Source organism: Acidithiobacillus sp. YTS05, assembly GCF_024396695.1.
Taxonomy (GTDB): domain Bacteria; phylum Pseudomonadota; class Gammaproteobacteria; order Acidithiobacillales; family Acidithiobacillaceae; genus Igneacidithiobacillus; species Igneacidithiobacillus copahuensis.
Map to the genome: position 1 here is coordinate 297,013 of NZ_CP094359.1, position 20,367 is coordinate 317,379.

Below are 20,367 nucleotides of genomic sequence, written 5' to 3' on the forward strand. Positions count from 1 at the left end.
GTCTCTGACCGGCCCGCATCATAAGCATGGCATTGCGCGAGTGGCATACGGTTCCTTTACCAAGCACGTACCCCGGATCGAAAACTACAGACGAGCCCGTCGGGGAGGCAGCGAGGGCAGAGAATCGGAGTGCTGGTAATGCATGGCCCAGAATGCAATCTCCGATCAAGATAATATGAAAATGGAAACAGAGAAAATAGCGTCCTGTCAAGGCCCCAAAAGATTTTGGTGTTAGACCAGTTGGCGTGTCTGGAACGCGCGGCCGGGGAAGATGCACCGATATGTGGAGGTTTTTCTGAGGTCGTATCAAATCTGGTACAGATGCGCAGTTTTCTTTCTAATGGGATGATTTATCAGTATGGTAAAGATATTTCTTGTCCTTTCTGCCAAACCCAGGAGGCATCCGAGTAACATTGCTGAGACAAAGAATACCCGCCGAAACGATGGAGTGATCTCGTTACTATCTGATGGAGAACAGGTTACCGATTTGGCATAGTTGTTGCTTTGTGTTTCTGGACCACTTGTCATGGATATTGATGTCATGAAGCAACCAAGAGAATGCGCCAGCAACCAAATCCGTCTGGATGCCTTCAACGGCAACTGCTGGGGGATCCACGGGCTTTGCATTGTGGTACCGGTTGGCATCATGGTCTTGCCCATCGGATCCACGGTGTGGAAATCTGTCCCAATGGCGACTATGTAGCGGATTGATGTTCTTGGAAGGCAGTATCGGCGTCCACCGCAAGTTTTGACAGGAGTTCGCGTGAAGCCCGCGTTAAACGCAGCAAAAATTTTAGGCCCCACGGGGAGGTCGTCGGCAATGAAACTCATCCGCACCGCGCTGCTGGCTGGTCTGATTGGCGCTGGGCTCGCAGGTTGTGCTTCTTATCCCGATGATCTGCGGCCGGGCGTCAACAAGCCTCTCCCGTCAGCAGTGGTGGCCCAAAGTGATGAGCAGTTGTCCCCCGCTACGGTTCATCGGCTGTTGAATCAAAGCATTACCTATCACTTGGGGCCGGGGGATGTGGTGTCGGTATCGGTCTACCTCCATCCGGATCTCTCCGCGCCTGCGCCGGGGGTAACCTCTTCGGGGTTGGAGGGCGCTCTAGTCAGCAACGATGGAAACATCCAGCTGCCGCTGCTCGGCGTGGTTCATGTAGAAGGCATGACCACGGACCAGTTGCGGGCCCACCTGACCAAGCTCTACGCACAGTATGTCATTGATCCCAAGGTGACCGTCCAGCTTCAGGTGGCCCATAGCATCCGCTACTACCTCCTCGGCGAATTCACCAAACCCGGCCTGGTCTACTCCGACAGGCCCGTAAGGTTACTGGAAGCCATGGCCCTGGGCGGCTCGGTAGACCTTGCCAATGCCGATCTGCGAGGGGCGTACGTGGTACAGAACGGCCGCAAACTCCCAGTTAATTTCCACGCCTTGGTCATTGCTGGCGACCTACAGCAGAATATCCCACTGCGCAGCGGCGATACCGTCGTCGTGCCCAGCGTCAGCAGCATGAAGGCCTTTGTTTTTGGTGCGGTAAAAACGCCCGGTCCGGTCCCCTTCGTGGATGGGCGGCTCAGCCTGCTGCAGGCACTTTCCGATGCGGGTATGGACACCACCCAGCTTACCCTCGCCCGGCTTAGTGACATTCGCGTTATCCGCTCGGAAGGTACCACAGGCCAGTTTTATGTCGTCAACGCCCGAAAGATCCTGGAAGGTCAAGCTGCGCCCTTTTACCTGAAGTCCGGTGATATCGTCTTCGTGCCGCAAACCACCATCAGTAGTTGGAATCAGGCCATACAGCTCCTGCTGCCGTCGCTGCAAGCCATCTCCACGCTACTTCAGCCTTTCGTATCCATCAAGTTCTTGAGCCAATAGGAGACTTTGTGTCCGATAAGCAACCAGCACAGAGCATGCCGCCCATAGGGGCTCCTGTGGCCAGCCCTATGGGGATGATCGGATCTGGCGATTCGGAGGGCGGAGACGAGTTCCAACTCGGACCCATCATCCAAACAATCAGAGCCGGTTGGAAATGGCCGGTACTGTTGGGTGGTGTCGCTGCCCTGCTGGCCTTGATCATGGTCCTCATCACTTCTCCGAAGTTCGAAGCCGGTGGATCCCTATACCTCGCCAGCGCGGAAAAAAACCAGCCGCTTTCCTCCGATGCGCTCAGCGGCATCTCTCTGCTCACTGGCCTGGTACAGGGTTCCAACATGGACACCCAGATCGAGATCATCCGGAGCCGCGACATGGTTCAGCGGGCTATCCTTGCCTCTGGGATCAACGCGCAGGTATGGAACGCCGGGCACCGACCGGGCCTGTCGTATGCGGGATGGGTCTTCGGCGGCCGGGAGCTGTCTCTCTATGCCCCACCCCCACATGCCCTGCGTGCGTTATATGCTGAGGTAACCAATGCTAGTTTGGCCGGGCAGGTACTAACCATACGCTTTGCGCAAGCCGACAAATACCAGATTCTTCATCACGGGAAGGTGTTGTTGACGGGTCTGCTCGGGCAGCCTGCAGTCGGGCCGGACCTACGTTTGACGCTGGATCCTGTGCAGCCTCAATATGTTCCTGCGGCCCATGCGGAATACCAGATCCGCATAAACAGTCCTCTTGCCTCCTACGATGCCATGATGAGCTCCGGAGCGCTCTCCGTATCCCAAGTGGGAGGGCTGGCAGACGCGGCGGGAGCCGGCAGGACTAGCTACCTAGTTGGCATTCACTATCAGAGTGCCGATCCGTACGCCGCCCGGCGCTTCGTCCAAACCCTCATGCAGACCTACCTGACCGAAACTGGATCCTGGAGTACCGACCAAGCCGGTGCCACCTACGATTACCTCAGTGGGCAACTGAAAAAAATCCGCACTGCTCTCAGTGCTGCCGATACCCGGCTGGCTAATTTTCAGAGCAAAAGCGGCGTGATCTCTGTTCCCGAGGCAGCCAAGGAGCTGATCCAGCAGCTTGCCACGTACGAAACCCAGCGTTCCCAGACCAAGATCACCCTCTATGGCTTGCAGCAGATCCAGAAGGCCCTGGCTCAGCCCGATAGCAAGCTGAACCCCTACCTGTTCAGCAATGTTCAGGATCCCGTCCTGAATGGGCTCAGTACTCGTCTGGCCGAGGCCCAGACCAAACTCGACTCTCTGCAAAAGCTCTACACCAGCGCCGCCCCGCAGGTAGTGCAGGTGAAGTCTGAGATCGCCTCCATCCGCTCGGCTATCGGCAACCTCGTTAATAATCAGGAGAGGATAGCCAACCAACAGCTCCAATCCATCGACTCCATTATTGGCCAGACCCGGGCACAGATGGGCAGTTATCCTCGATCCGAACTGGAGATCATCTCCCTCACCCGTTCCACCGAGGTCCTGGGCAAGCTCTACATGTTCCTCCTGCAAAAGCAGGAGGAGGCCGCCGTCAATAAGGCCAGTACCTTGACCAAGAATCGCGTACTGGATACCGCCTTGGTGCGAGACAAGCCGGTAGCGCCGGATGCCAAGCGGGAAATTCTGCTGGATGGTCTGCTGGGGGTACTCTTGGGCCTGGGTATCGTCCTTGGCCGTTATTGGTTGCATCCTGGTTTTCGCAGCGAGGAAGAAGTGCGCCGCCGCTATCCCTTCCTGCCGGTCTACGGGCTTCTGCCGGCAGAACAGATCCCTCCCAAGACCCAGGCGACCTCGTTCAAGATGCCGGATCCGCGCTCCAGCTATGGTGAGGCCCTGCGCCTGCTGCGCGGCAACCTCTATCTCGCTGCGGGAGAAGGGCGTGGGCAGGTGCTGGCCCTGAGCTCGGCTATCCCTGGGGATGGCAAAAGCACGCTCGCCTTTCAGCTCGCCGTGGCCTTGGCCCAGGACGGCAAAAAGGTCCTCCTGCTCGATGCGGATCTGCGCAAGCCCCATGCTCATCTCGCGTTCCGGGTCGCTCAAGAACCCGGCCTGGCAGCAGTTCTCGCCGGCCGCTCCAGCTGGGAGGAAGCTCTGCATCATATCGAGGATACCGGTATTGATCTGATCACTGCGGGGAATACCCCACCCAACCCGAGCGAACACCTTGGGTCAGGCAAACTGGCGGAGTTGCTGGTTGCCTTGCGTTCCCATTACGACTACATCGTGATGGATACGCCGCCGTTCCCAATGGTGGGCGATATGTTGACCATCGGCCCACTGGTGGATCGCTTGCTGACGGTCGCAAAGATTGAGCACACCCCGCGTCGCGCCTACCAGGAACATTTGCAGGGCATCCTCGGCCTGCATCGTCCGTCTGGTTTGATCATCTTCGGTATCCATATCCTTGGGAGCTATCGTTACGGTTATGGGATCCATGCCAAAGGTGGGTCGTGGGCGTCTGCCGAAAGCTGGCGGCGGTTTCTGGTAAGCCTGAGAAATCGGAAATGATGCAGGAGCTGCGCGAGCGTGTGCTTGCCGTATCGAAGCGGGTGCTTGGACATAGCGTTCTGGGCCCTGCTTGGGATTTCCATTGCCATCTGCTCCCAGGAGTGGATGATGGTCTTCGCAGTCTCCAAGAGGCTCGAGCGGCCATCGAGGGGATGCAGGCCCTGGGGTATCGTGGAGCTGTGCTGACTCCCCACATTTATCCGGGGGTATATGACAATCTGCCAGGTCAGCTGCAGGAAGCCGTCCACGATCTGCAGCAACGTGTTGGCGACGACTTTACTCTTCGCCTCGCTGCCGAGTATTTCGTGGACGAAAGTTTGTTCGAGGCGATCGAGCGGGATGATTTGCTGCATCTGCCGGTGTTGGGCCACAAATTGGTCCTCGTCGAATACCCGATGCTCCAGCCTTCGTCTTGTGCCGACGATGTGATGTTGACCTTGAAGCAGGCCGGATACCAGCCCGTCCTGGCCCACGTGGAACGCTACCGATATCTGCGCTGGGATCGTGATAGCCAGCTCGCTCGCTTGCAACAATTGGATGTGTGGCTTCAGTGCGACATCGGTAGCCTGGTGGGCCAGTATGGCCGAGGCCCGCAGCAGCTGGCCCGGTGGCTCATGGAGCGTGATCTAGTCGCCCTGTGGGGTACGGATCTACATCGGGTTGAGCAATTGCAGCGTTATGTAGCGCCGGGTCTTGCCGTACTGCAAAGAAACAGGTTTAGAATCAATCCGATGTTGATAGATTCGGTGGCCGGATGAAACAGGATCTGGAGAAAGACGGGTGAACGGGGAAACGCCGACTGGCAGTGTGTCTTCGTCTAGGATAGACAGCGGCGTCTTGCGGCGGATTCTCCATGGCTTTGGCGCCAATGCTTATAGCCAGATAGTAACGATCGTCATCCAATTGGCTGGGGTGCCAATCTTGCTGCATGCGTGGGGAGAGCAGCTGTACGGCGAATGGCTGATCCTCGCTGCCATCCCGACCTATCTGTCCATGGCGGATCTCGGTTTTTCGCAGTCGGCTGGCAACGACATGACTGCCCGTATGGGGCGTGGCGACACCCAGGGCGCCCTCGCCGTCTTCCAGAGTTTAGCGGCGCTGGTCTATGGACTTGCGGTGGCGGGATTGGCGCTGGTCATATTGCTGGTGGCGTTGCTACCGCTGGGTCACTGGCTGCATCTCACCTCCCTTTCCACCAGCGAGGTGCGTTGGATCCTTTGGTTATTGGTAGCCCAAGTACTGGTAAAGCTCGCTGATGGGGTCAACCATGCAGGTTTTCGTGCGAATGGTGATTATGCCCTGCATGTCCAAATCAACGCCAATACCTTGCTCGTGCAGCAGGTCGGAATGTGGGGACTGGCCCTTTCTGGCTGTGGGCTTTTGGTGGCGGCGGCGTGGTTCGTAGGCGTGTGGCTTGTGGCGACGCCGGCGGTCGCCTTGCTGCTCTTTCGGCGACATCCAGTGCTGCGACCGGGTTTTGTAAACGCGCGACTGGCGCACCTGCAGGGGTTATTACGTCCGGCGCTGGCCAATCTATCCCTTACGCTCGCGAATGCCCTTAGTATCCAGGGTATGTTGCTAGTGGTGGCTGCAGTGATGGGGCCAGTAGCGGTCGTCACCTATAGTGTGCTGCGCACCCTCACTCGTCTCGTGGTGCAGGGGATCGCCGCCATCACCCATGCGATGGAGCCCGAGGTGGCGCGTGCCTGGGGGCAGGGCAATTCCAATCTTGTCAGGATCCTGTATCTTCGTGGAATGGGGATCAGCCTGGCGCTTGCGCTTGGTGTCGGGATCGCCCTGTATTTCTTGGGCGGTTTGGTGGTGGCCTTTTGGACCCACGGCAAGGTGGTCATGAATGCCGGGCTCTTTCACTGGCTCCTCCTAGCTGCCTTCACGACTGTGCTCTGGCAGTCCGCCGTTAGCTTTTTGAAAGCTCTTAACCGACAGGTACGCGTAGCCATGTGGTTCGTGATCGCATCTGGAGCAGGCTTGCTGCTCGCATATCTTCTGCTGCGCTGGACTCACGATTTGGCGGGAGTCGGCATGGCCTTGGTCGCGGTCGACATCGGGGTTGGGGTCTATGCGTTGTTGCTGGCGAACCGCCTCTCCGGGTTGCACCGGAGTTATGCATCATGATTATTGCAGAGAAACCTACTTGCGGAGGGAGTAGGGGGCTATGTCGCTTCCATCCGTGCTCCCGAAATTCTAGCTGAGCGCTTGCAGAGAATGGTAGGCGTTCTTGACCGGCAACGCCGGATGGGCAAGGCAGCTCTGCTTAGAGTGCCGGGCATTGGTGGCCGGGTAAAAATTTTGGGATGACATCTTCGCGATGCTGAGGAACCTACTACTATATGCATAAGGACGAATTTGCCATTTATCGGCAACGTATCTTCGGCGCCTGCGTGATTGCGTGTGGCGAGGTACCGGCGCCGCGCGTGTTATATCTGCTTTGGCTGATAGAGCGTTGCGAGCCAGCGCATCGCAATGTAACGATCACGGAGATCGATTTTGGCCAGGCAGGAGGGACAGGCAGCATTGACCGCCGTGCAGTGTTCTCGCAGAGCCTGTGGGCAATGTCGTGGAAGGGCGTGTGATGCGTATTGCTTACGTCGGCCAGCATAGTGGCACTTCCTTTCATCGTGGTCTGGCACTGGAACGCCTGGGCCACGATGTCACGATCGTTGATCCTTGGGCGTGGCTGCCCGAGGGCCGGTGGGTGGGTCCTTGGTTGTACCGGGGAGGTGGCATCGGTTCAAACCTAATGCTGGGTCGACGCCTAGTCGAGACGGTCAGCCTATCGCGCCCCGATCTGGTGTGGATCGATCAGGGCGAGTGGTTTGGTCCGCGCATCGTAGATGGGATCCACAAACGCTGCGGTCCATCCGTACCGGTCGTCAACTACACGGTCGACGATCCGTTCGGGGGCCGGGATGCCCGACGTTTCTCTGGTTTTCTTTCAGCAGTACCCGAGTACGACCTGTTGGCGGTAATGCGTGCCGAGAATGTCGCGGAGGCACGCGCCCGTGGTGCGCGAGAGGTCATGCGAGTCTGGTTCAGTGCAGATGAAATAGCGCATAGGCCGCGTGAGCTGAGCGCAGAGCAGTATCGGCGTTTTGCCAGCGAGGTGGTATTTGTCGGTACCTGGATGCCGGAGCGCGGGCCGTTCATGGCCGAACTAGTGCGGCATGGCGTGCCGATGTCGATCTGGGGTGATCGCTGGCAGAAGGCGCCAGAATGGCCGCAACTTGCGCCGTACTGGCGCGGTTCTGGGCTTTATTCCAACGACGATTATGCCGCCGCCATCCTTGCTGGCAAGATCAGCCTAGGTCTGCTGTCCAAGGGCAACCGTGATCTGCACACTACGCGCAGCCTGGAGATTACCGCCTTGGGTGGATTGTTCTGCGCCGAACGCACAAGTGAGCATCTGGAGCTTTACGAGGACGGTCGGGAGGCGGTGTTCTGGAGTAACGCCGCCGAGTGTGCCGAGCAGTGCATGGCCCTGCTGGCCGACGAGCCACGGCGCAAAATCATCGCTGCGGCGGGCCATGCCCGAGCCTTGCGTAACGGCCACTACAATGAACGGGTGCTGGCGCAGGTAATCGATGCAGCCGTTGGACAAGGGGATACCCTGTGCCCTACTGATGAAGGCGATAAGATATGACGCTCCCGGCGGCGGCTCTGCGTGACCCGGTGCAGCAACCCATGCCCGCAGCCTCCGGACGGCCTGAACAGCCTAGGCGCTGGGCAACCCCAGCGACCTTGCGGACCCTGCGCTGGACAGTATTCATAGCAGCGTTCACCGCCACCGTCCTGCAGCTCACGCTCCTCTTTACCACTGCTAACCTAGCCACCTCTGCGCTCATAGTGGCAGGCAACGCCTTGGGTTATGGCTACGCGCTCCGCCAATCGACATTGCAGCGCTATCCGATCTCCACTCTCATGTTGCTGGGCTATACCTTTTCCTATTTTACCCTGCCACCCCTCGGCCAGTTGCTAGGGCTGCAGCCGGTAACGCACCACCTGTACTTCCCAGTTATCGACCTGGCCTATGCGGTAATTGGACTGCTGGCACTGATCGGCGGGCACCAGTTATACAGTAATGGGTCACTTCTCATCGCCCTGCGCGGGATCTTACGAAAACAGTTCTACGGCCGATTGGGTTTTTATCGTGTGCCCCACTTCTCCCAGCTCTGGCTGATGGGGGCGATTGGCGTGATCGCCGTATTGTTTGGCGACCATTTTGATGTTCGTGGGTCGGGCATTCTACAGGCCGTGATGCAGGGTTTGCATCCCTTTGTTTACGTACCGTACATCACCCTGCTTCTGCCCGCCTGGTCGCCGCCGCGCCGGATACCTCGGGTGAACGGCCTAGCGCTGGTTTTCTATACCGGTGCCCTGCTGGTGCTGGCGATGATTGTCAACAGTCGTGCGTATCTGCTGATGGGCTTTGCATCCCTGCTGATTGTCTATTTCTTTTTGCTGGCGACCGGCCAGATGCCGCTACCCAACGTAAGTCCGCGAAAAATCGCTTTGGCGGCTTTTGCAATACTCCTCATCGCTGGGCCGGTGTCAGAAATGGCCATGGCCATGGTGCTGGTGCGGGGGGAGCGGACGGATATGACGCCTTCGCAGCTCGTGCTCAAGACCTGGGAGACATTTCGCAGTGGGCACATCGCGCAACGTTTTGCGCGAATCTCGGCTGCCATGGCCGGCGGCCGTGGAATCAATGAGGACTATTTCGACAACCTCTATCTCAATCGCCTGGCCAACCTCAAGTTCGTCGACAATGCTGTCGACAATCAGCAGGCGTTGGGCCCCGGCGCTGCGAGCTACTTTGCGCAGATCGAGAAACAGAAGGTGATCTCCATCCTGCCATCGCCCATGATCAGCCTGTTGGGGCTGGATGCCAACAAGCGGTTGGTGACTAGCGGCTCGTCAGGAGATTTCCTGTTGTACGCCGTAAGCGGCGACCCCTACGCCATTGGCGGTTTCCGCTCCGGTTCGTTGCTGGTCAATCTCGATATCGTGTTCGGCTACCTGTGGCCGTTGCTGCTCCTGCTGCTCAGCGCCCTGATCTTTGCGGTGGTGGATGCGTGGTGCTGGGCCGGTCCGGCGGAGAGCACGGGGGAATGGACAGCGCGCTTCAATCCGCTGGTGATCGGTATGTTGTTTTCCGAGTCCTTTTTCTTTACCAGTGCGGCTACGGGTACCGAGAGCATCTCAGGCATCATGGGGGTGCTGATGCGGGGCTGGATTCAGATTGCGGTTCTGTATGCCGTCGCTTTTTGGTTGACTAGGGTTTTGAGCGTATGGCGCCGGTCCTGAAGATTCTCGTTATTGGCAATTATCCGCCCATGACTCAGCAAAGCATGCTACGCTTTGGCGACTTAATCTGCGGGCTCTACGCCGAGGCGGGGCACGAGGTGCGGCTCCTGCAGCAGCCGGTGCTGCTCGGGCGCCTCGTCCCTAACGCTGAGCAGGGTTTGGGTAAATGGCTGGGCTACCTGGACCGCTTCGTGCTGTTTCGCTGGTCGTTGCGTAAGGCACTTGCCTGGGCCGATGTCGTACATCTATGCGACCAAGGTAACGCGATGATGGTACCCTGGCTCCGCCACAAGCCGCACTTGGTAACGTGCCACGACCTCCTGGCGATACGGGGGGCACAGGGGGTCATCGCCAACTATCACGTAAGCCGGACAGGCAGAATGCTGCAGCGTTGGATCGCCAGCGGACTTCGGCGCGCGCAACGGGTGGTCTGTGTTTCTGAACAAACCCGGCGTGAGTTGCAAGCGGTACTGTGTTTATCTGATGATCGCGTATCGGTCGTTTACAATGGTCTGAACTATCCCTATTCGCCCATGCCGCCAGAGCAGGCGCGTGCGCGTTTGTCGGCACTTGGTCTCGATGTTGACCAGCCTTTTGTACTGCACGTCGGTGGCAACCAATGGTACAAAAATCGCGTCGGCGTCGTACGCATCTTTTCCCAACTGACCCGAGATCCGGCCTTCGCTGCTTGTCGTTTGGTGCTGGCCGGCAAACCTTGGCCGCAGGATCTGACTACAGCGGTGCAGCAAAGCGAGCTCGCGGACCGTGTCCATGCGGTCACCGGCGCCGACAACGAGGACCTGCGGGCGCTGTACTCGCTGGCAGAATTTCTGCTCTTTCCCTCCTTGGCGGAGGGTTTTGGCTGGCCCATTGCCGAAGCGATGGCCAGTGGTTGCCCAGTGGTAACCAGTAACCGGGCACCAATGACCGAGGTTGGCGGCGATGCGGCCTTGTTCATCGATCCCGAAGGCGCGGATGCCGCCAAGGAAATTGCAGCGTTTCTAGAGTCTGGAGAGACGTTGCGCTTGCGTGGAAAGGGCCTGCGTCAGGCCGCAAAGTTCAACGATTCCTCCATGCGTGCAGGCTATTTGCAGGTAATCCAAGAGTTGCTGGGATTGCAGGAGTCAATCGATCGCGAGGACCGCTCTCCTGGGAAGGCACTATGAGACTGGCTGGCTTTCGGCATCTGGCGTACATCCCTTCCTGTTCCGGGCTGGCTGTTCCAGCTGCGGGGAGGCAGGCTGGAATCGATCGACAGAGGGCGGCACGGTGAGCTCCGCGGTTTCTCAACAAAAGATGCCTGGAGGTGCGGATTCCTCCCCACTGACGGTCATCATCCTGGCCTTCAACGAGCGGCTCCATATCCGCCGCTGCATCGAGAGCATCCGCGCCGTTGCCAGCCAAATTCTGATCATCGACTCTGGTTCGACCGATGACACGGTAGCCATCGCCGAGTCGTTGGGGGCGACGGTCCTGATCCATCCGTGGGTGAATTATGCAACGCAGTTCAACTGGGCGCTGGATCACGCGCCGATTGATGGCGATTGGGTGATGCGTCTGGACGCCGATGAATATCTGGACGCTGTGGCGCTGGCGTCAGTGCGGGATGCGATGCGCGCCACACCGGTCGAGGTGACGGGTTTTGAGCTGCGGCGGCCCACCACTTTTCTCGGTCGGCGCATCCGACATGGCGGCATGACGCCGTGGCTGCTGCGCATCTGGCGAGCCGGCATGGCGCGCTGTGAAGAGCGCTGGATGGACGAGCATCTGGTCCTTGCCGGTGGTCGCGTGCGCCGCTTGCCCGGCTTTGTCGTGGACCACAATCTCAACACCCTGACTTGGTGGGCAGACAAGCACAACCGCTACGCCAACCGTGAAGCGGTGGATTTGTTGCTGATGCGCGAGTCGCGCGAATCGTCCTCTATCGGTTTGAGTCGTCAGGCGCGGCTCAAGCGCTGGCTCAAGACGCGGTTGTACGCTCGGCTGCCGCTTGGTGTTCGACCCTTTCTGTTCTGGATCTACCGCGTGATTTTTCAACTCGGTTTTCTGGATGGTTTGCGTGGTCTGATGTTCCACACGCTACAAGGGCTGTGGTATCGGCTATTGGTAGACGCAAAAGTGATGGAAGTCGAACATGCCATGCGCCAGCCGGGCGTTGACCTGGCTACCGCTATCCGATTACGGCTAGGCATCGAACTTTCCACCGGCCGTCGGCAGGAGACAAGAGAGGAGCATTGATGGGGCGCATTAGACAGGTCATTAGTATCGGGGGGGGGCTCGGATGAAAATCACGATTCTTTCAGGGCCATGCCTGCCGGTGCCTCCATTGCAAGGTGGAGCGACTGAGAAACTCTGGCACATACTTGGTCAGAAGTTTGCCGAAGCGGGCCATGAGGTGACGCATGTCTCGCGGACGTGGACAGGGCTGCCTGATCGCGAACTGCAGGAAGGGGTTCGGCATATCCGAATTCCTGGCTTTGATGCGGGCCCCAAGCAGTACGTCAACCGGGTGCTGGATTTTCGCTATGCGCTGCGGGCCGCGAGCGTCATTCCTCGAGACAGTGATGTCGTGGTCACCAATACCTTTTCGGCGCCAATCGTTTTGCCTTGGCGTAGCCGCGCTGCCATCTATGTCCTGGTAGGGCGAATGCCCAAGGGCCAAATGCGCCTGTATTGGCGTGCTGCCAGATTGCAAGCGCCCTCCAGCGCAGTGGCGCAGGCGATAGCGAAGGAATTGCCCGCTAATCAGGCAGATCGGATCAAGGTGGTTCCGCTTCCTTTGCCGTTTGAGGTGCGTGACCTCGGGCCGGTGGATTGGCTGCGCAAGGAGAAATCTATTCTCTATTGTGGACGGTTGCATCCGGAGAAAGGCCTGCATCTACTGAATATGCTCGCCTCCCGGCTGCCGAGCGATTGGCGACTGGACATTGTGGGTCCCTGGCAATTCCATGAGGGAGGCGGCGGAGAGGAATATCTGAAAACGCTCCAAGAAACCCTTGGTGTGCGTGATAATGTCAGGTTTCATGGACCCGTCTACGAGAAAGAGAGGCTTTTCGACTTTTACCAGCGCGCCAGCCTATTTGTGTATCCCTCGGTTGCTGAGAGAGGCGAGACGTTTGGACTGGCGCCGCTGGAGGCCATGGCGTGGGGCTGTGTGCCGGTGGTTTCGAACCTTCAGTGCTTCAAGGACTTCATCTTTCACGGAATGAATGGCATGTCATTCGATCATCGAGCGAGTGATGCGGTAGAGCAACTGGCGAGTGCTCTACTGGAACTGATCAGCAATCCATCTGATTTGAATCGGCTCGCCCAGGCGGCGCTGGAGGTTCGCAATTCCCACGCACCCGAGCGTATCGCGCAATTGTTCCTGGAAGACTTTCGTACTTTGATCGACAAACCGGTTTCCGTTTCGTGAGAGTTGCGGTTGGCCTTGCGACAGGGCAGTACCAGAGCAGCATGAAAGTGAGGGCTCAATGCGCATCTTGCATGTAATCTCCATGATGGCATCAGTGTCAGGTGGAACGACCCAAGTGGTGCAGTCCCTGGCGTCGTCTCAAGTCAAAGCTGGGCAACAGGTTGCGGTATGTACTACCGCAATCGGCAATCGCGATGGAGAGCTGCTCGACGTGGATGCGCTCCGTGCCGCGAGCCCCGGCGTGCGCTACGAGGCGTTTCCCTGGGAACTGCGTGCCCCGATGGTTTCCCTGGCTATGCGGCGCTGGCTCCGCGAGCACCTGAATGACTTCGACTTGTTGCATGTGCACGGCCTGTATCGCTTTCCGCCGAGCTATGCTGCCTGGCTCGCGCACCGGCGCAAATTTCCGTACATCGCCATGCCGCACGGTAATCTCGATCCCTTTCTGTATCGGCAAAGTCGCCAGAGTGTTTTGCTCAAACGCCTTTGGGAGCGCTGGTTCGATGTGCCCAATCTCAACGGTGCATCGGCCATTCACTACACAACCGAAGAGGAGCGGGATCGGGCGGGATTTTTGAAGCTGCGCGCGCCATCGTTCGTAGTTCCCAATGGTCTGGACTGGCCGCGTTTTGCGCAACTCCCCGCGCGCGGGGAGTTCCGTGCCCGGCTCGGCATCGGAGATGCGCCCCTGGTGCTGTTTCTTAGTCGTATCAATTTCAAAAAGGGCCTCGATTTGTTGGTGCCAGCCTTCTCCCAGGTGCGCGCACGGTTTCCGGATGCTGTGCTGGCGATGGTGGGGCCGGACAACGAAGGTTATGGCTCCCAAGTGCGGAGCTGGGTGGCAGAACATGCGCTGCAGGATTCCGCACAGTTTGTTGACCACCTGGATGGCGAGGCGGTTCTGCAGGCGTATGTGGACGCCGATGTGTTCGCTTTGCCATCCTACACCGAGAACTTTGGCATGGTGGTGGCCGAATCGCTGGCTTGTGGTACGCCGGTGGTGATCTCGGACCAAGTGAATATCCATCGGGAGGTGAGCAAAGCGGGTGCGGGGCTGGTGACGCGTTGCGACGTTGCGGAAGTGGCCGACGCCCTTTGTACCCTGTTGCCCGATGCCCCCCGGCGCCAGGCCATGGGCCGCGCAGGGCGTGATCTGGTGCAGCGCAAGTGGACCTGGGACGTGGTGGCACAGGACCTTTCGGCGGAGTATGAGCAGATAATCGCTCGCCATTCGCGGCGGAGGGCATCGTGAAACCTGGTGAGTGGCAGCGACTGGATCGTTTTACGATGCCGCCTGGCTTTCGCGGCAAGCCCGGCTGGTATGTTCAGCTCTGGTGGCTGGTGCAGTCCAGTCTGTTTGCCGGGTCGCCACAGGTTTTGTATGGCTGGCGCCGGTTTCTGCTGCGACTCTTTGGTGCGAAAGTTGGCAAAGGTGTGATCATCCGACCCTCGGCGCGCATCACTTACCCCTGGAAACTTTCCATAGGCGATTTTTCCTGGGTCGGTGACGATGTGGTGTTGTATACCCTGGGGGAAATCGAGATCGGGGCGAATGCGGTGATTTCGCAGCGTTCTTATCTCTGTACGGGCAGCCATGACTATACCCGGCCAACGTTTGACATCTATGCCAAGCCGATTGCGATAGGTGCTGAGGCCTGGTTGGCGACCGATGTTTTCGTGGCGCCTGGGGTTCGCATCGGGCGGGGCGCAGTAGTCGGCGCCCGCAGTTCGGTATTCGAAGACATCCCCGATTGCATGATGGCACTGGGTACCCCGGCGAAGGCGGTAAAGAGGCGGATGCTCAGCAATGACGACGGCGATACGTCTGGGAGGTAGCCGTGAAGATCCTCATTTACGGACTGAACTACGCACCCGAGCCCACCGGGATTGGCAAGTACACCGGGGAGATGGCGGAGTGGCTGGCGGCGCACGGACATGCGGTGGAGGTAATCTGCGGACTGCCGCATTACCCGCAGTGGCAGGTGGCGGAGGGGTATGCAGGTTTCCGCTACCGAACTGAAGCGATGGCTGGCGTACAGGTACATCGGGTGCGGCATTTCGTGCCAGCGGCGAATCGGCTGGGGGCGCGAACGCGCATCCAGTTGGAAACGACCTTCACCCTGAATGCGATGCGCTTCTGGCTACCGCGTTTTTTTCTTCGGCAAAAGCCCGATGTGCTGATCGCGGTGATGCCGCCCATGCAAATCGGGGTGTGGCCCCTTCTCTATGGCTGGGTCAGAAGGGTACCGTGGGTGCTGCACGTTCAAGACTTACAGCTCGATGCCGCCTTGCGTCTGGGAATGTTGCCTGGCGGCGGGTTTGGGAAGGTATTGTATCGTGTAGAAGCGTTTCTGCTCCGCGGGGCCACTCGGGTGTCCACCATTACCGAGGCCATGCGTCAGCGGGTGATGGAAAAGGGCGTGCCGCCAGAGCGCGCTTGGCTGTTTCCAAACTGGGCGAATATCGAGGCGTTGCAGCCGGGCCCACGGGACAACGACTTTCGTCGAGAACTCGGCGCGGGACCGGAAAGCGTGCTGGTCCTCTATGCAGGAAATATGGGAGAAAAGCAGGGGCTGGAAGTGGTGCTGGAGGCGGCGCGCTTGTGCGCCGACGAACCACGATTACAATTTCTGATGGTCGGCGCTGGCGGAGCCCAGTCTCGGCTGGAACGGCAGGCGGCCGCCATGGGATTGCAGAATCTGCGCTTTTTGCCGGTGCAGCCGGTGCAACGACTTCCCGAGATGCTCGCCGCCGGAGATATCCATCTGGTGGTACAACGGCGGGATGCGGCGGATTTGGTGATGCCGTCCAAACTGACCAATATCCTGGCCGCCGGGAGGCCTTGCGTGGCGACCGTAGATCCGGGTACCGCTCTGTATGACGTGGTCACCGGTGCTCACACAGGCTTGGCCACGACCCCCGAAGACCCCGCGGCGCTCGCCGGTGCCATCCGAACCCTGGCCTCGGATCCAGAGCTACGGAAGATCTGCGGGGATAATGCGCGGGCCTATGCCGAACAGTCGTTGGATCAACATCGTATTTTGACGAGATTTACGAGCCAACTGCATTTGTTGTGCGGAGGTGCTTGAATCCGCAGCCTGAACACCAAGTTTTCCCGGATCGGCTGAGACCAGCAGAGAACTTGGCTCTGCCACCGCTGAGGGGACGATTGGCTGCCGCACCAAAACCGCCCATCATGAAGACTCCGCGTATCCAATAAATATATTTTCATTCAAAGGGTTATTGCAAGGTGTCGGATCCCTTTTTAGAGGAAATCAAGAACTTATATCAATTTGTTTCAATTCTTGTACAAATACAATGTCCGTTTCTAATACGATTATTTATCAGTAAGTTGAGATGCTTCTTGCGTCTTCTGATGGAGTAGGGCGTCGGCGGAGTACCATCGTTGTAACAATGGCTGCCCTCAGAAAGACCTGAGTAAGACATTTTCTGTTTATTTTTCAATAAGTAAATCCATTGGCATGGCTGTTGCTTTATCCTGCCTGACACAGTTCACTGGAGTCGGTGCGATGAAGCAAGCCAGAGGTTCCTTCAGAAAACAAATCCCGAACATTTTTTGTTTGGCGATGTTCATGATTTCCGTCTCTTTCAGCGCATCGGCCTTGGCTGCAGTGGCGCCACCGATTCCCGGGGTCCGCGTTCAGACCGAAGTGCTGGCGCGAGTGGTGGGAAAAGGTGAGCAGCTGAACTTGCCATCCCTTCAAAATCAGCACCCAGGCGTGGTGTTGTGGGATGAGTTACCGCCGAAGACCGACCAGAATGAAAACCTGCAAATGAACGGTGTGAATTTGCAGGGTAACCGGATGATGAGTACTCGCTAAGGGAGATAGAGACATGTTACATACGCCGCATACTCGCCCTCACGGTGGCAGTTGGGCTCGCCACGTTGGGAGGCTCAGCCGTAACCTTCCGTCTCCCCAGTTGGGTCTGGATCTGGGTTTCCAAAAATGCGCGATGAACTGCGTTCGTTCCGCGTGGGTGTCGCAAAGCGTGAGGCAGGCCGTTCGGCCTGAAAAGTCATGAGCCGCGCACTAAAAGCCAGTGAGCCAATTTTGGTGGCTGGTGCCCGCGGACTGGTAGGTTCGGCGATAGTGCGGCGCCTACGGGCGGATGGATTTCAGAATCTGCTCGTCCCGGAACGCAGTGAGCTGGATTTGGCGGATAAAGCCGCAGTGGACAGCTATTTCAAGGCGCATCGGCCGAGCTACGTCTTTCTGGCGGCGGCGAAGGTGGGCGGTATTTTTGCCAATGACACCTTCCCGGCAGAATTTATTCACGGTAATTTGGTAATTCAAAACAACGTGATCGAAGTTTCTCAGCAGCACGAGGTACGGAAGCTGGCGTTTTTGGGATCTTCTTGCATTTATCCTAGATTGGCCCCCCAGCCCATCAAGGAAGAGTATCTGCTCAGTGGGCCGCTGGAGCCCACTAATGAATGGTACGCGGTGGCCAAGATTGCTGGGATCAAGATGTGCCAAGCATATCGCCGGCAGTATGGTTTCAATGCCATCAGCTTGATGCCGACCAATCTCTACGGACCCAATGATAATTTCGACCTGAAAAATTCCCACGTGTTGCCAGCTATGATCCGAAAATTTCATGAAGCCAAGGTCTCGGGAGCGAATCACGTGGTGGTCTGGGGTACGGGAACGCCGCGGCGGGAGTTTTTGCATGTCGATGACCTAGCAGACGCGGCGGTATTTCTCTTGCAGCACTATGATGACGAGGATATCATCAATGTCGGTGTTGGCGAGGATATTAGCATTGGCGACCTCGCCAGGCTGGTGGCCGACGTGGTTGGCTTCGATGGCGAGATAGTCTTCGATACCAGTAAGCCTGATGGCACCCCACGCAAATTGCTAGATGTGACCCGCCTCCATTCCGTCGGTTGGCGAGCCAGGATTTCCCTGCGTGAGGGCGTAGTTGAGACCTATCGATGGTATGTTAGCCAACTTGAATCGCAGGGAGTGTCCCGGGGGGTATGGAGTGCAGGTATCCACAAGACAGTGCATCACGCTAGCCAAATCTGAGTTCGGTGGGGCCTGTCGTCTACCTGTTAGCAAGATGGATAAGGCGGACTGCCTCAAGAACAGTGAGGCAAGCCGCCCTTTCGCCGCCCTCGGTGTTGGGCGACCAGGCGAGGTTTGAGCAATGTTTTCGACTGAAAAGGAATGGTTACAGGGACTCATTGCGTGTCGGTCAGGGTGCTGTCGATCGTGAGTTCTTCCTCTTTACCTGGCAGAAACGATAAAATTGCACTGATCACCGGCATCACCGGTCAAGATGGTGCCTATCTCGCGCATCTCCTGCTCGAAAAGGGCTACACGGTACACGCAACCTATCGCCGTACGAGTTCGGTCAATTTCTGGCGTCTCGCGGACCTGGGATTGGAAGAACATCCCAATCTGCATCTGGTGGAATTCGACCTGACTGATATGGGTTCGGCCATCCGCTTGCTCGAAAATAGCCAGGCCACAGAGGTCTATAACCTTGCCGCACAGAGTTTTGTCGGGGTGAGCTTTGACCAGCCACAAACAACGGGGCAGATTACTGCCATCGGCGCTCTGAATTTACTTGAAGCTGTTCGGGTCGTGAATCCCAGGACTCGCTTCTACCAGGCGAGCACCTCAGAGATGTTTGGCAAGGTCCATGCCATCCCCCAGGATGAAGAAACTTTTTTCCATCCGCGCAGCCCCTACGGGATGGCCAAGTTGTATGCACACTGGATGACCGTCAACTACCGCGAGAGCTACGGCATTTTTGGTGCCAGCGGCATTCTGTTCAATCATGAAAGCCCGTTGCGGGGTCTGGAGTTTGTCACCCGCAAAATCACTGATGGCATCGCCAAAATCAAGCTCGGCAAGCTGGAGATGCTGGAGCTGGGCAATCTGAATGCCAAACGCGACTGGGGCTACGCCAAGGAGTATGTGGAGGGCATGTGGCGCATGCTACAGGCCGATGAGCCCGATACCTTCGTGCTCGCCACCAACCGCACCGAAACCGTACGCGATTTCGTGACCATGGCCGCGAAGGCGGCGGATATGGAGATCGAGTGGCGCGGCAAGGGTGAGGAAGAAATTGGCATTGATGCGGCTTCGGGAAAGACCATCGTGCGCGTCAACCCCAAGTTCTATCGCCCCGCCGAAGTAGATTTGCTGATCGGCAACCCGGCCAAGGCCAAGGTCAAACTGGGCTGGGAGGCGAAGACCACGCTGGAAGAGCTTTGTGCGATGATGGTGCACACGGATTTGCAGCGCAATCTGAATGGAGTATCTTTTTGATCCTTAACACAAGGGATCAAGATGACTCCATGATACTTGTCACCGGCCTGAGCGGCTTTACCGGACGCCATCTGGCTGAGAGATTGCGCGCGCGGGGCGCGCGCGTTGTCGGGCTGTCGAATAGCGGGCAGGGAGAGGGTGAGATTGCCTGTGATCTCACCGATGCCGTCGCAGTCCGAAACGTCATCGCCGAACTGCGGCCCACGCATGTCGCGCATCTGGTGGCGATCTCCTTTGTTGGGCATGGCAATCCGCGTGCATTTTACGACGTCAACCTGTTCGGTACCTTGAACCTGCTCGAAGCCCTGGCGGCCTTACCCAAGCCACCACGCAAGATCCTGATTACCAGCTCGGCCAACATTTATGGTTCGCCGTCTGTCGAGGTCATCGATGAGTCGGTCTGCCCCGCACCGGTCAACCACTACGCCTGCAGCAAGCTTGCCATGGAGCACATGGTGCATACCTGGTTCGACCGCTTGCCCATCGTAATGGTGCGACCGTTCAATTACACCGGTGTGGGACAAGACGAAAAGTTTCTCATTCCGAAAATCGTCAGTCATTTTCGCCGACGTGCTCCCTTCATCGAGCTGGGCAATCTGGACGTGAGTCGGGATTTTTCGGATGTGCGTGACGTAGCGGGCATCTACGCCGCATTGCTCCTGGATGTGGTAGGTGGCGAAGGAGAGACCTATAATGTCTGCTCCGGGCGAGCCTATTCTTTGCGCGAAATCCTGCAAATAGTCAGCAATATCAGCGAATTCTCTATGGAACTACGGGTCAACCCCGACCTGATGCGCGCCAATGAAATTACCCTCCTGCGGGGATCGAATGACTTGCTGCGCGATCGCACCGGACTCGCACCGCAAATTCCGCTACGCGAAACCCTGCGCTGGATGCTACGCGCCGAAGCGTAGGAATATCAGATGGGGA

18 protein-coding genes are annotated in these 20,367 nt (G+C 57.9%); 17 read left to right on the top strand and 1 reads right to left on the bottom strand.

The features are described 5' to 3' along the window. Window positions 1-306 precede the first annotated feature (306 nt). Window positions 307-831, bottom strand: a complete 525-nt coding sequence (locus MQE22_RS01350; protein WP_215890315.1) for a hypothetical protein — start codon at window positions 829-831, stop codon at window positions 307-309. On the opposite strand from MQE22_RS01350, the gene MQE22_RS01355 reads away from it, so the two are divergent. From MQE22_RS01355 to MQE22_RS01435, 17 genes are all read left to right on the top strand, one after another. Continuing rightward, on the top strand, window positions 821-1,879 hold the full coding sequence (locus MQE22_RS01355; RefSeq protein WP_215885492.1) for a polysaccharide biosynthesis/export family protein: 1,059 nt from the start codon (window positions 821-823) through the stop codon (window positions 1,877-1,879). The genes MQE22_RS01350 and MQE22_RS01355 overlap by 11 nt on opposite strands. Before the next feature lie 8 nt (window positions 1,880-1,887). Beyond that, complete coding sequence (locus MQE22_RS01360) at window positions 1,888-4,395, top strand: GumC family protein (RefSeq protein WP_255789993.1); 2,508 nt, start codon at window positions 1,888-1,890, stop codon at window positions 4,393-4,395. Beyond that, window positions 4,392-5,153, top strand: coding sequence for a tyrosine-protein phosphatase (locus tag MQE22_RS01365; protein WP_215885493.1), 762 nt, complete (start codon window positions 4,392-4,394; stop codon window positions 5,151-5,153). The genes MQE22_RS01360 and MQE22_RS01365 overlap by 4 nt, the downstream gene beginning before the upstream one ends. Window positions 5,154-5,175: 22 nt before the next feature. Further along, the gene (locus tag MQE22_RS01370; protein ID WP_215885494.1) at window positions 5,176-6,531 is read left to right on the top strand and encodes a lipopolysaccharide biosynthesis protein; all 1,356 of its coding nucleotides are present in this window, start codon (window positions 5,176-5,178) and stop codon (window positions 6,529-6,531) included. 215 nt (window positions 6,532-6,746) lie between these two features. Continuing rightward, window positions 6,747-6,989 (top strand): hypothetical protein, encoded by a 243-nt coding sequence (locus MQE22_RS01375; RefSeq protein WP_215885495.1) that lies wholly within the window; start codon window positions 6,747-6,749, stop codon window positions 6,987-6,989. Further along, window positions 6,989-8,056 carry a CgeB family protein gene (locus tag MQE22_RS01380; protein WP_215885496.1) on the top strand — a complete coding sequence of 356 codons (1,068 nt, stop codon included), beginning with the start codon at window positions 6,989-6,991 and terminating at the stop codon, window positions 8,054-8,056. Before MQE22_RS01375 ends, MQE22_RS01380 begins: the two co-directional genes overlap by 1 nt. Beyond that, window positions 8,053-9,720: a hypothetical protein gene (locus MQE22_RS01385; RefSeq protein ID WP_215885497.1), complete on the top strand. Its 1,668-nt coding sequence runs from the start codon at window positions 8,053-8,055 to the stop codon at window positions 9,718-9,720. Before MQE22_RS01380 ends, MQE22_RS01385 begins: the two co-directional genes overlap by 4 nt. Next, the gene (locus tag MQE22_RS01390) at window positions 9,705-10,886 is read left to right on the top strand and encodes a glycosyltransferase family 4 protein (protein ID WP_215885498.1); all 1,182 of its coding nucleotides are present in this window, start codon (window positions 9,705-9,707) and stop codon (window positions 10,884-10,886) included. The genes MQE22_RS01385 and MQE22_RS01390 overlap by 16 nt, the downstream gene beginning before the upstream one ends. Window positions 10,887-10,989: 103 nt before the next feature. Further along, window positions 10,990-11,958, top strand: coding sequence for a glycosyltransferase family 2 protein (locus tag MQE22_RS01395; protein WP_255790000.1), 969 nt, complete (start codon window positions 10,990-10,992; stop codon window positions 11,956-11,958). Window positions 11,959-12,001: 43 nt separating this feature from the next. Next, a complete protein-coding gene (locus MQE22_RS01400) occupies window positions 12,002-13,135 on the top strand; it encodes a glycosyltransferase family 4 protein (protein WP_215885441.1) in 1,134 nt (377 codons plus the stop codon). Between the two features lie 58 nt (window positions 13,136-13,193). Next, window positions 13,194-14,387 (top strand): glycosyltransferase, encoded by a 1,194-nt coding sequence (locus MQE22_RS01405; protein ID WP_215885440.1) that lies wholly within the window; start codon window positions 13,194-13,196, stop codon window positions 14,385-14,387. After that, complete coding sequence (locus tag MQE22_RS01410) at window positions 14,384-14,971, top strand: putative colanic acid biosynthesis acetyltransferase (protein ID WP_304665206.1); 588 nt, start codon at window positions 14,384-14,386, stop codon at window positions 14,969-14,971. The genes MQE22_RS01405 and MQE22_RS01410 overlap by 4 nt, the downstream gene beginning before the upstream one ends. A 2-nt stretch (window positions 14,972-14,973) precedes the next feature. Beyond that, window positions 14,974-16,224: a WcaI family glycosyltransferase gene (locus tag MQE22_RS01415; RefSeq protein ID WP_215885439.1), complete on the top strand. Its 1,251-nt coding sequence runs from the start codon at window positions 14,974-14,976 to the stop codon at window positions 16,222-16,224. Window positions 16,225-16,665: 441 nt separating this feature from the next. After that, entirely contained in the window at window positions 16,666-16,977 is a 312-nt protein-coding gene (locus MQE22_RS01420) for a hypothetical protein (protein ID WP_215885438.1), read from the top strand. Between the two features lie 198 nt (window positions 16,978-17,175). Further along, entirely contained in the window at window positions 17,176-18,186 is a 1,011-nt protein-coding gene (fcl, locus tag MQE22_RS01425; RefSeq protein ID WP_215885437.1) for a GDP-L-fucose synthase, read from the top strand. 186 nt (window positions 18,187-18,372) lie between these two features. After that, complete coding sequence (gene gmd / locus MQE22_RS01430) at window positions 18,373-19,437, top strand: GDP-mannose 4,6-dehydratase (RefSeq protein ID WP_255790006.1); 1,065 nt, start codon at window positions 18,373-18,375, stop codon at window positions 19,435-19,437. A gap of 29 nt (window positions 19,438-19,466) precedes the next feature. Continuing rightward, window positions 19,467-20,351 carry an NAD-dependent epimerase/dehydratase family protein gene (locus tag MQE22_RS01435; RefSeq protein WP_255790009.1) on the top strand — a complete coding sequence of 295 codons (885 nt, stop codon included), beginning with the start codon at window positions 19,467-19,469 and terminating at the stop codon, window positions 20,349-20,351. Window positions 20,352-20,367: the final 16 nt, after the last annotated feature.

Bases quoted from the DNA above. Each gene is read 5' to 3' on its own strand.
- MQE22_RS01355 (WP_215885492.1), top strand. From the start codon at position 821: ATGAAACTCATCCGCACCGCGCTGCTGGCTGGTCTGATTGGCGCTGGG.
- MQE22_RS01350 (WP_215890315.1), bottom strand. From the start codon at position 831: ATGAGTTTCATTGCCGACGACCTCCCCGTGGGGCCTAAAATTTTTGCT.
- MQE22_RS01365 (WP_215885493.1), top strand. From the start codon at position 4,392: ATGATGCAGGAGCTGCGCGAGCGTGTGCTTGCCGTATCGAAGCGGGTG.
- MQE22_RS01375 (WP_215885495.1), top strand. From the start codon at position 6,747: ATGCATAAGGACGAATTTGCCATTTATCGGCAACGTATCTTCGGCGCC.
- MQE22_RS01380 (WP_215885496.1), top strand. From the start codon at position 6,989: ATGCGTATTGCTTACGTCGGCCAGCATAGTGGCACTTCCTTTCATCGT.
- MQE22_RS01385 (WP_215885497.1), top strand. From the start codon at position 8,053: ATGACGCTCCCGGCGGCGGCTCTGCGTGACCCGGTGCAGCAACCCATG.
- MQE22_RS01390 (WP_215885498.1), top strand. From the start codon at position 9,705: ATGGCGCCGGTCCTGAAGATTCTCGTTATTGGCAATTATCCGCCCATG.
- MQE22_RS01400 (WP_215885441.1), top strand. From the start codon at position 12,002: ATGAAAATCACGATTCTTTCAGGGCCATGCCTGCCGGTGCCTCCATTG.
- MQE22_RS01405 (WP_215885440.1), top strand. From the start codon at position 13,194: ATGCGCATCTTGCATGTAATCTCCATGATGGCATCAGTGTCAGGTGGA.
- MQE22_RS01420 (WP_215885438.1), top strand. From the start codon at position 16,666: ATGAAGCAAGCCAGAGGTTCCTTCAGAAAACAAATCCCGAACATTTTT.
- fcl (WP_215885437.1), top strand. From the start codon at position 17,176: ATGAGCCGCGCACTAAAAGCCAGTGAGCCAATTTTGGTGGCTGGTGCC.
- MQE22_RS01435 (WP_255790009.1), top strand. From the start codon at position 19,467: ATGATACTTGTCACCGGCCTGAGCGGCTTTACCGGACGCCATCTGGCT.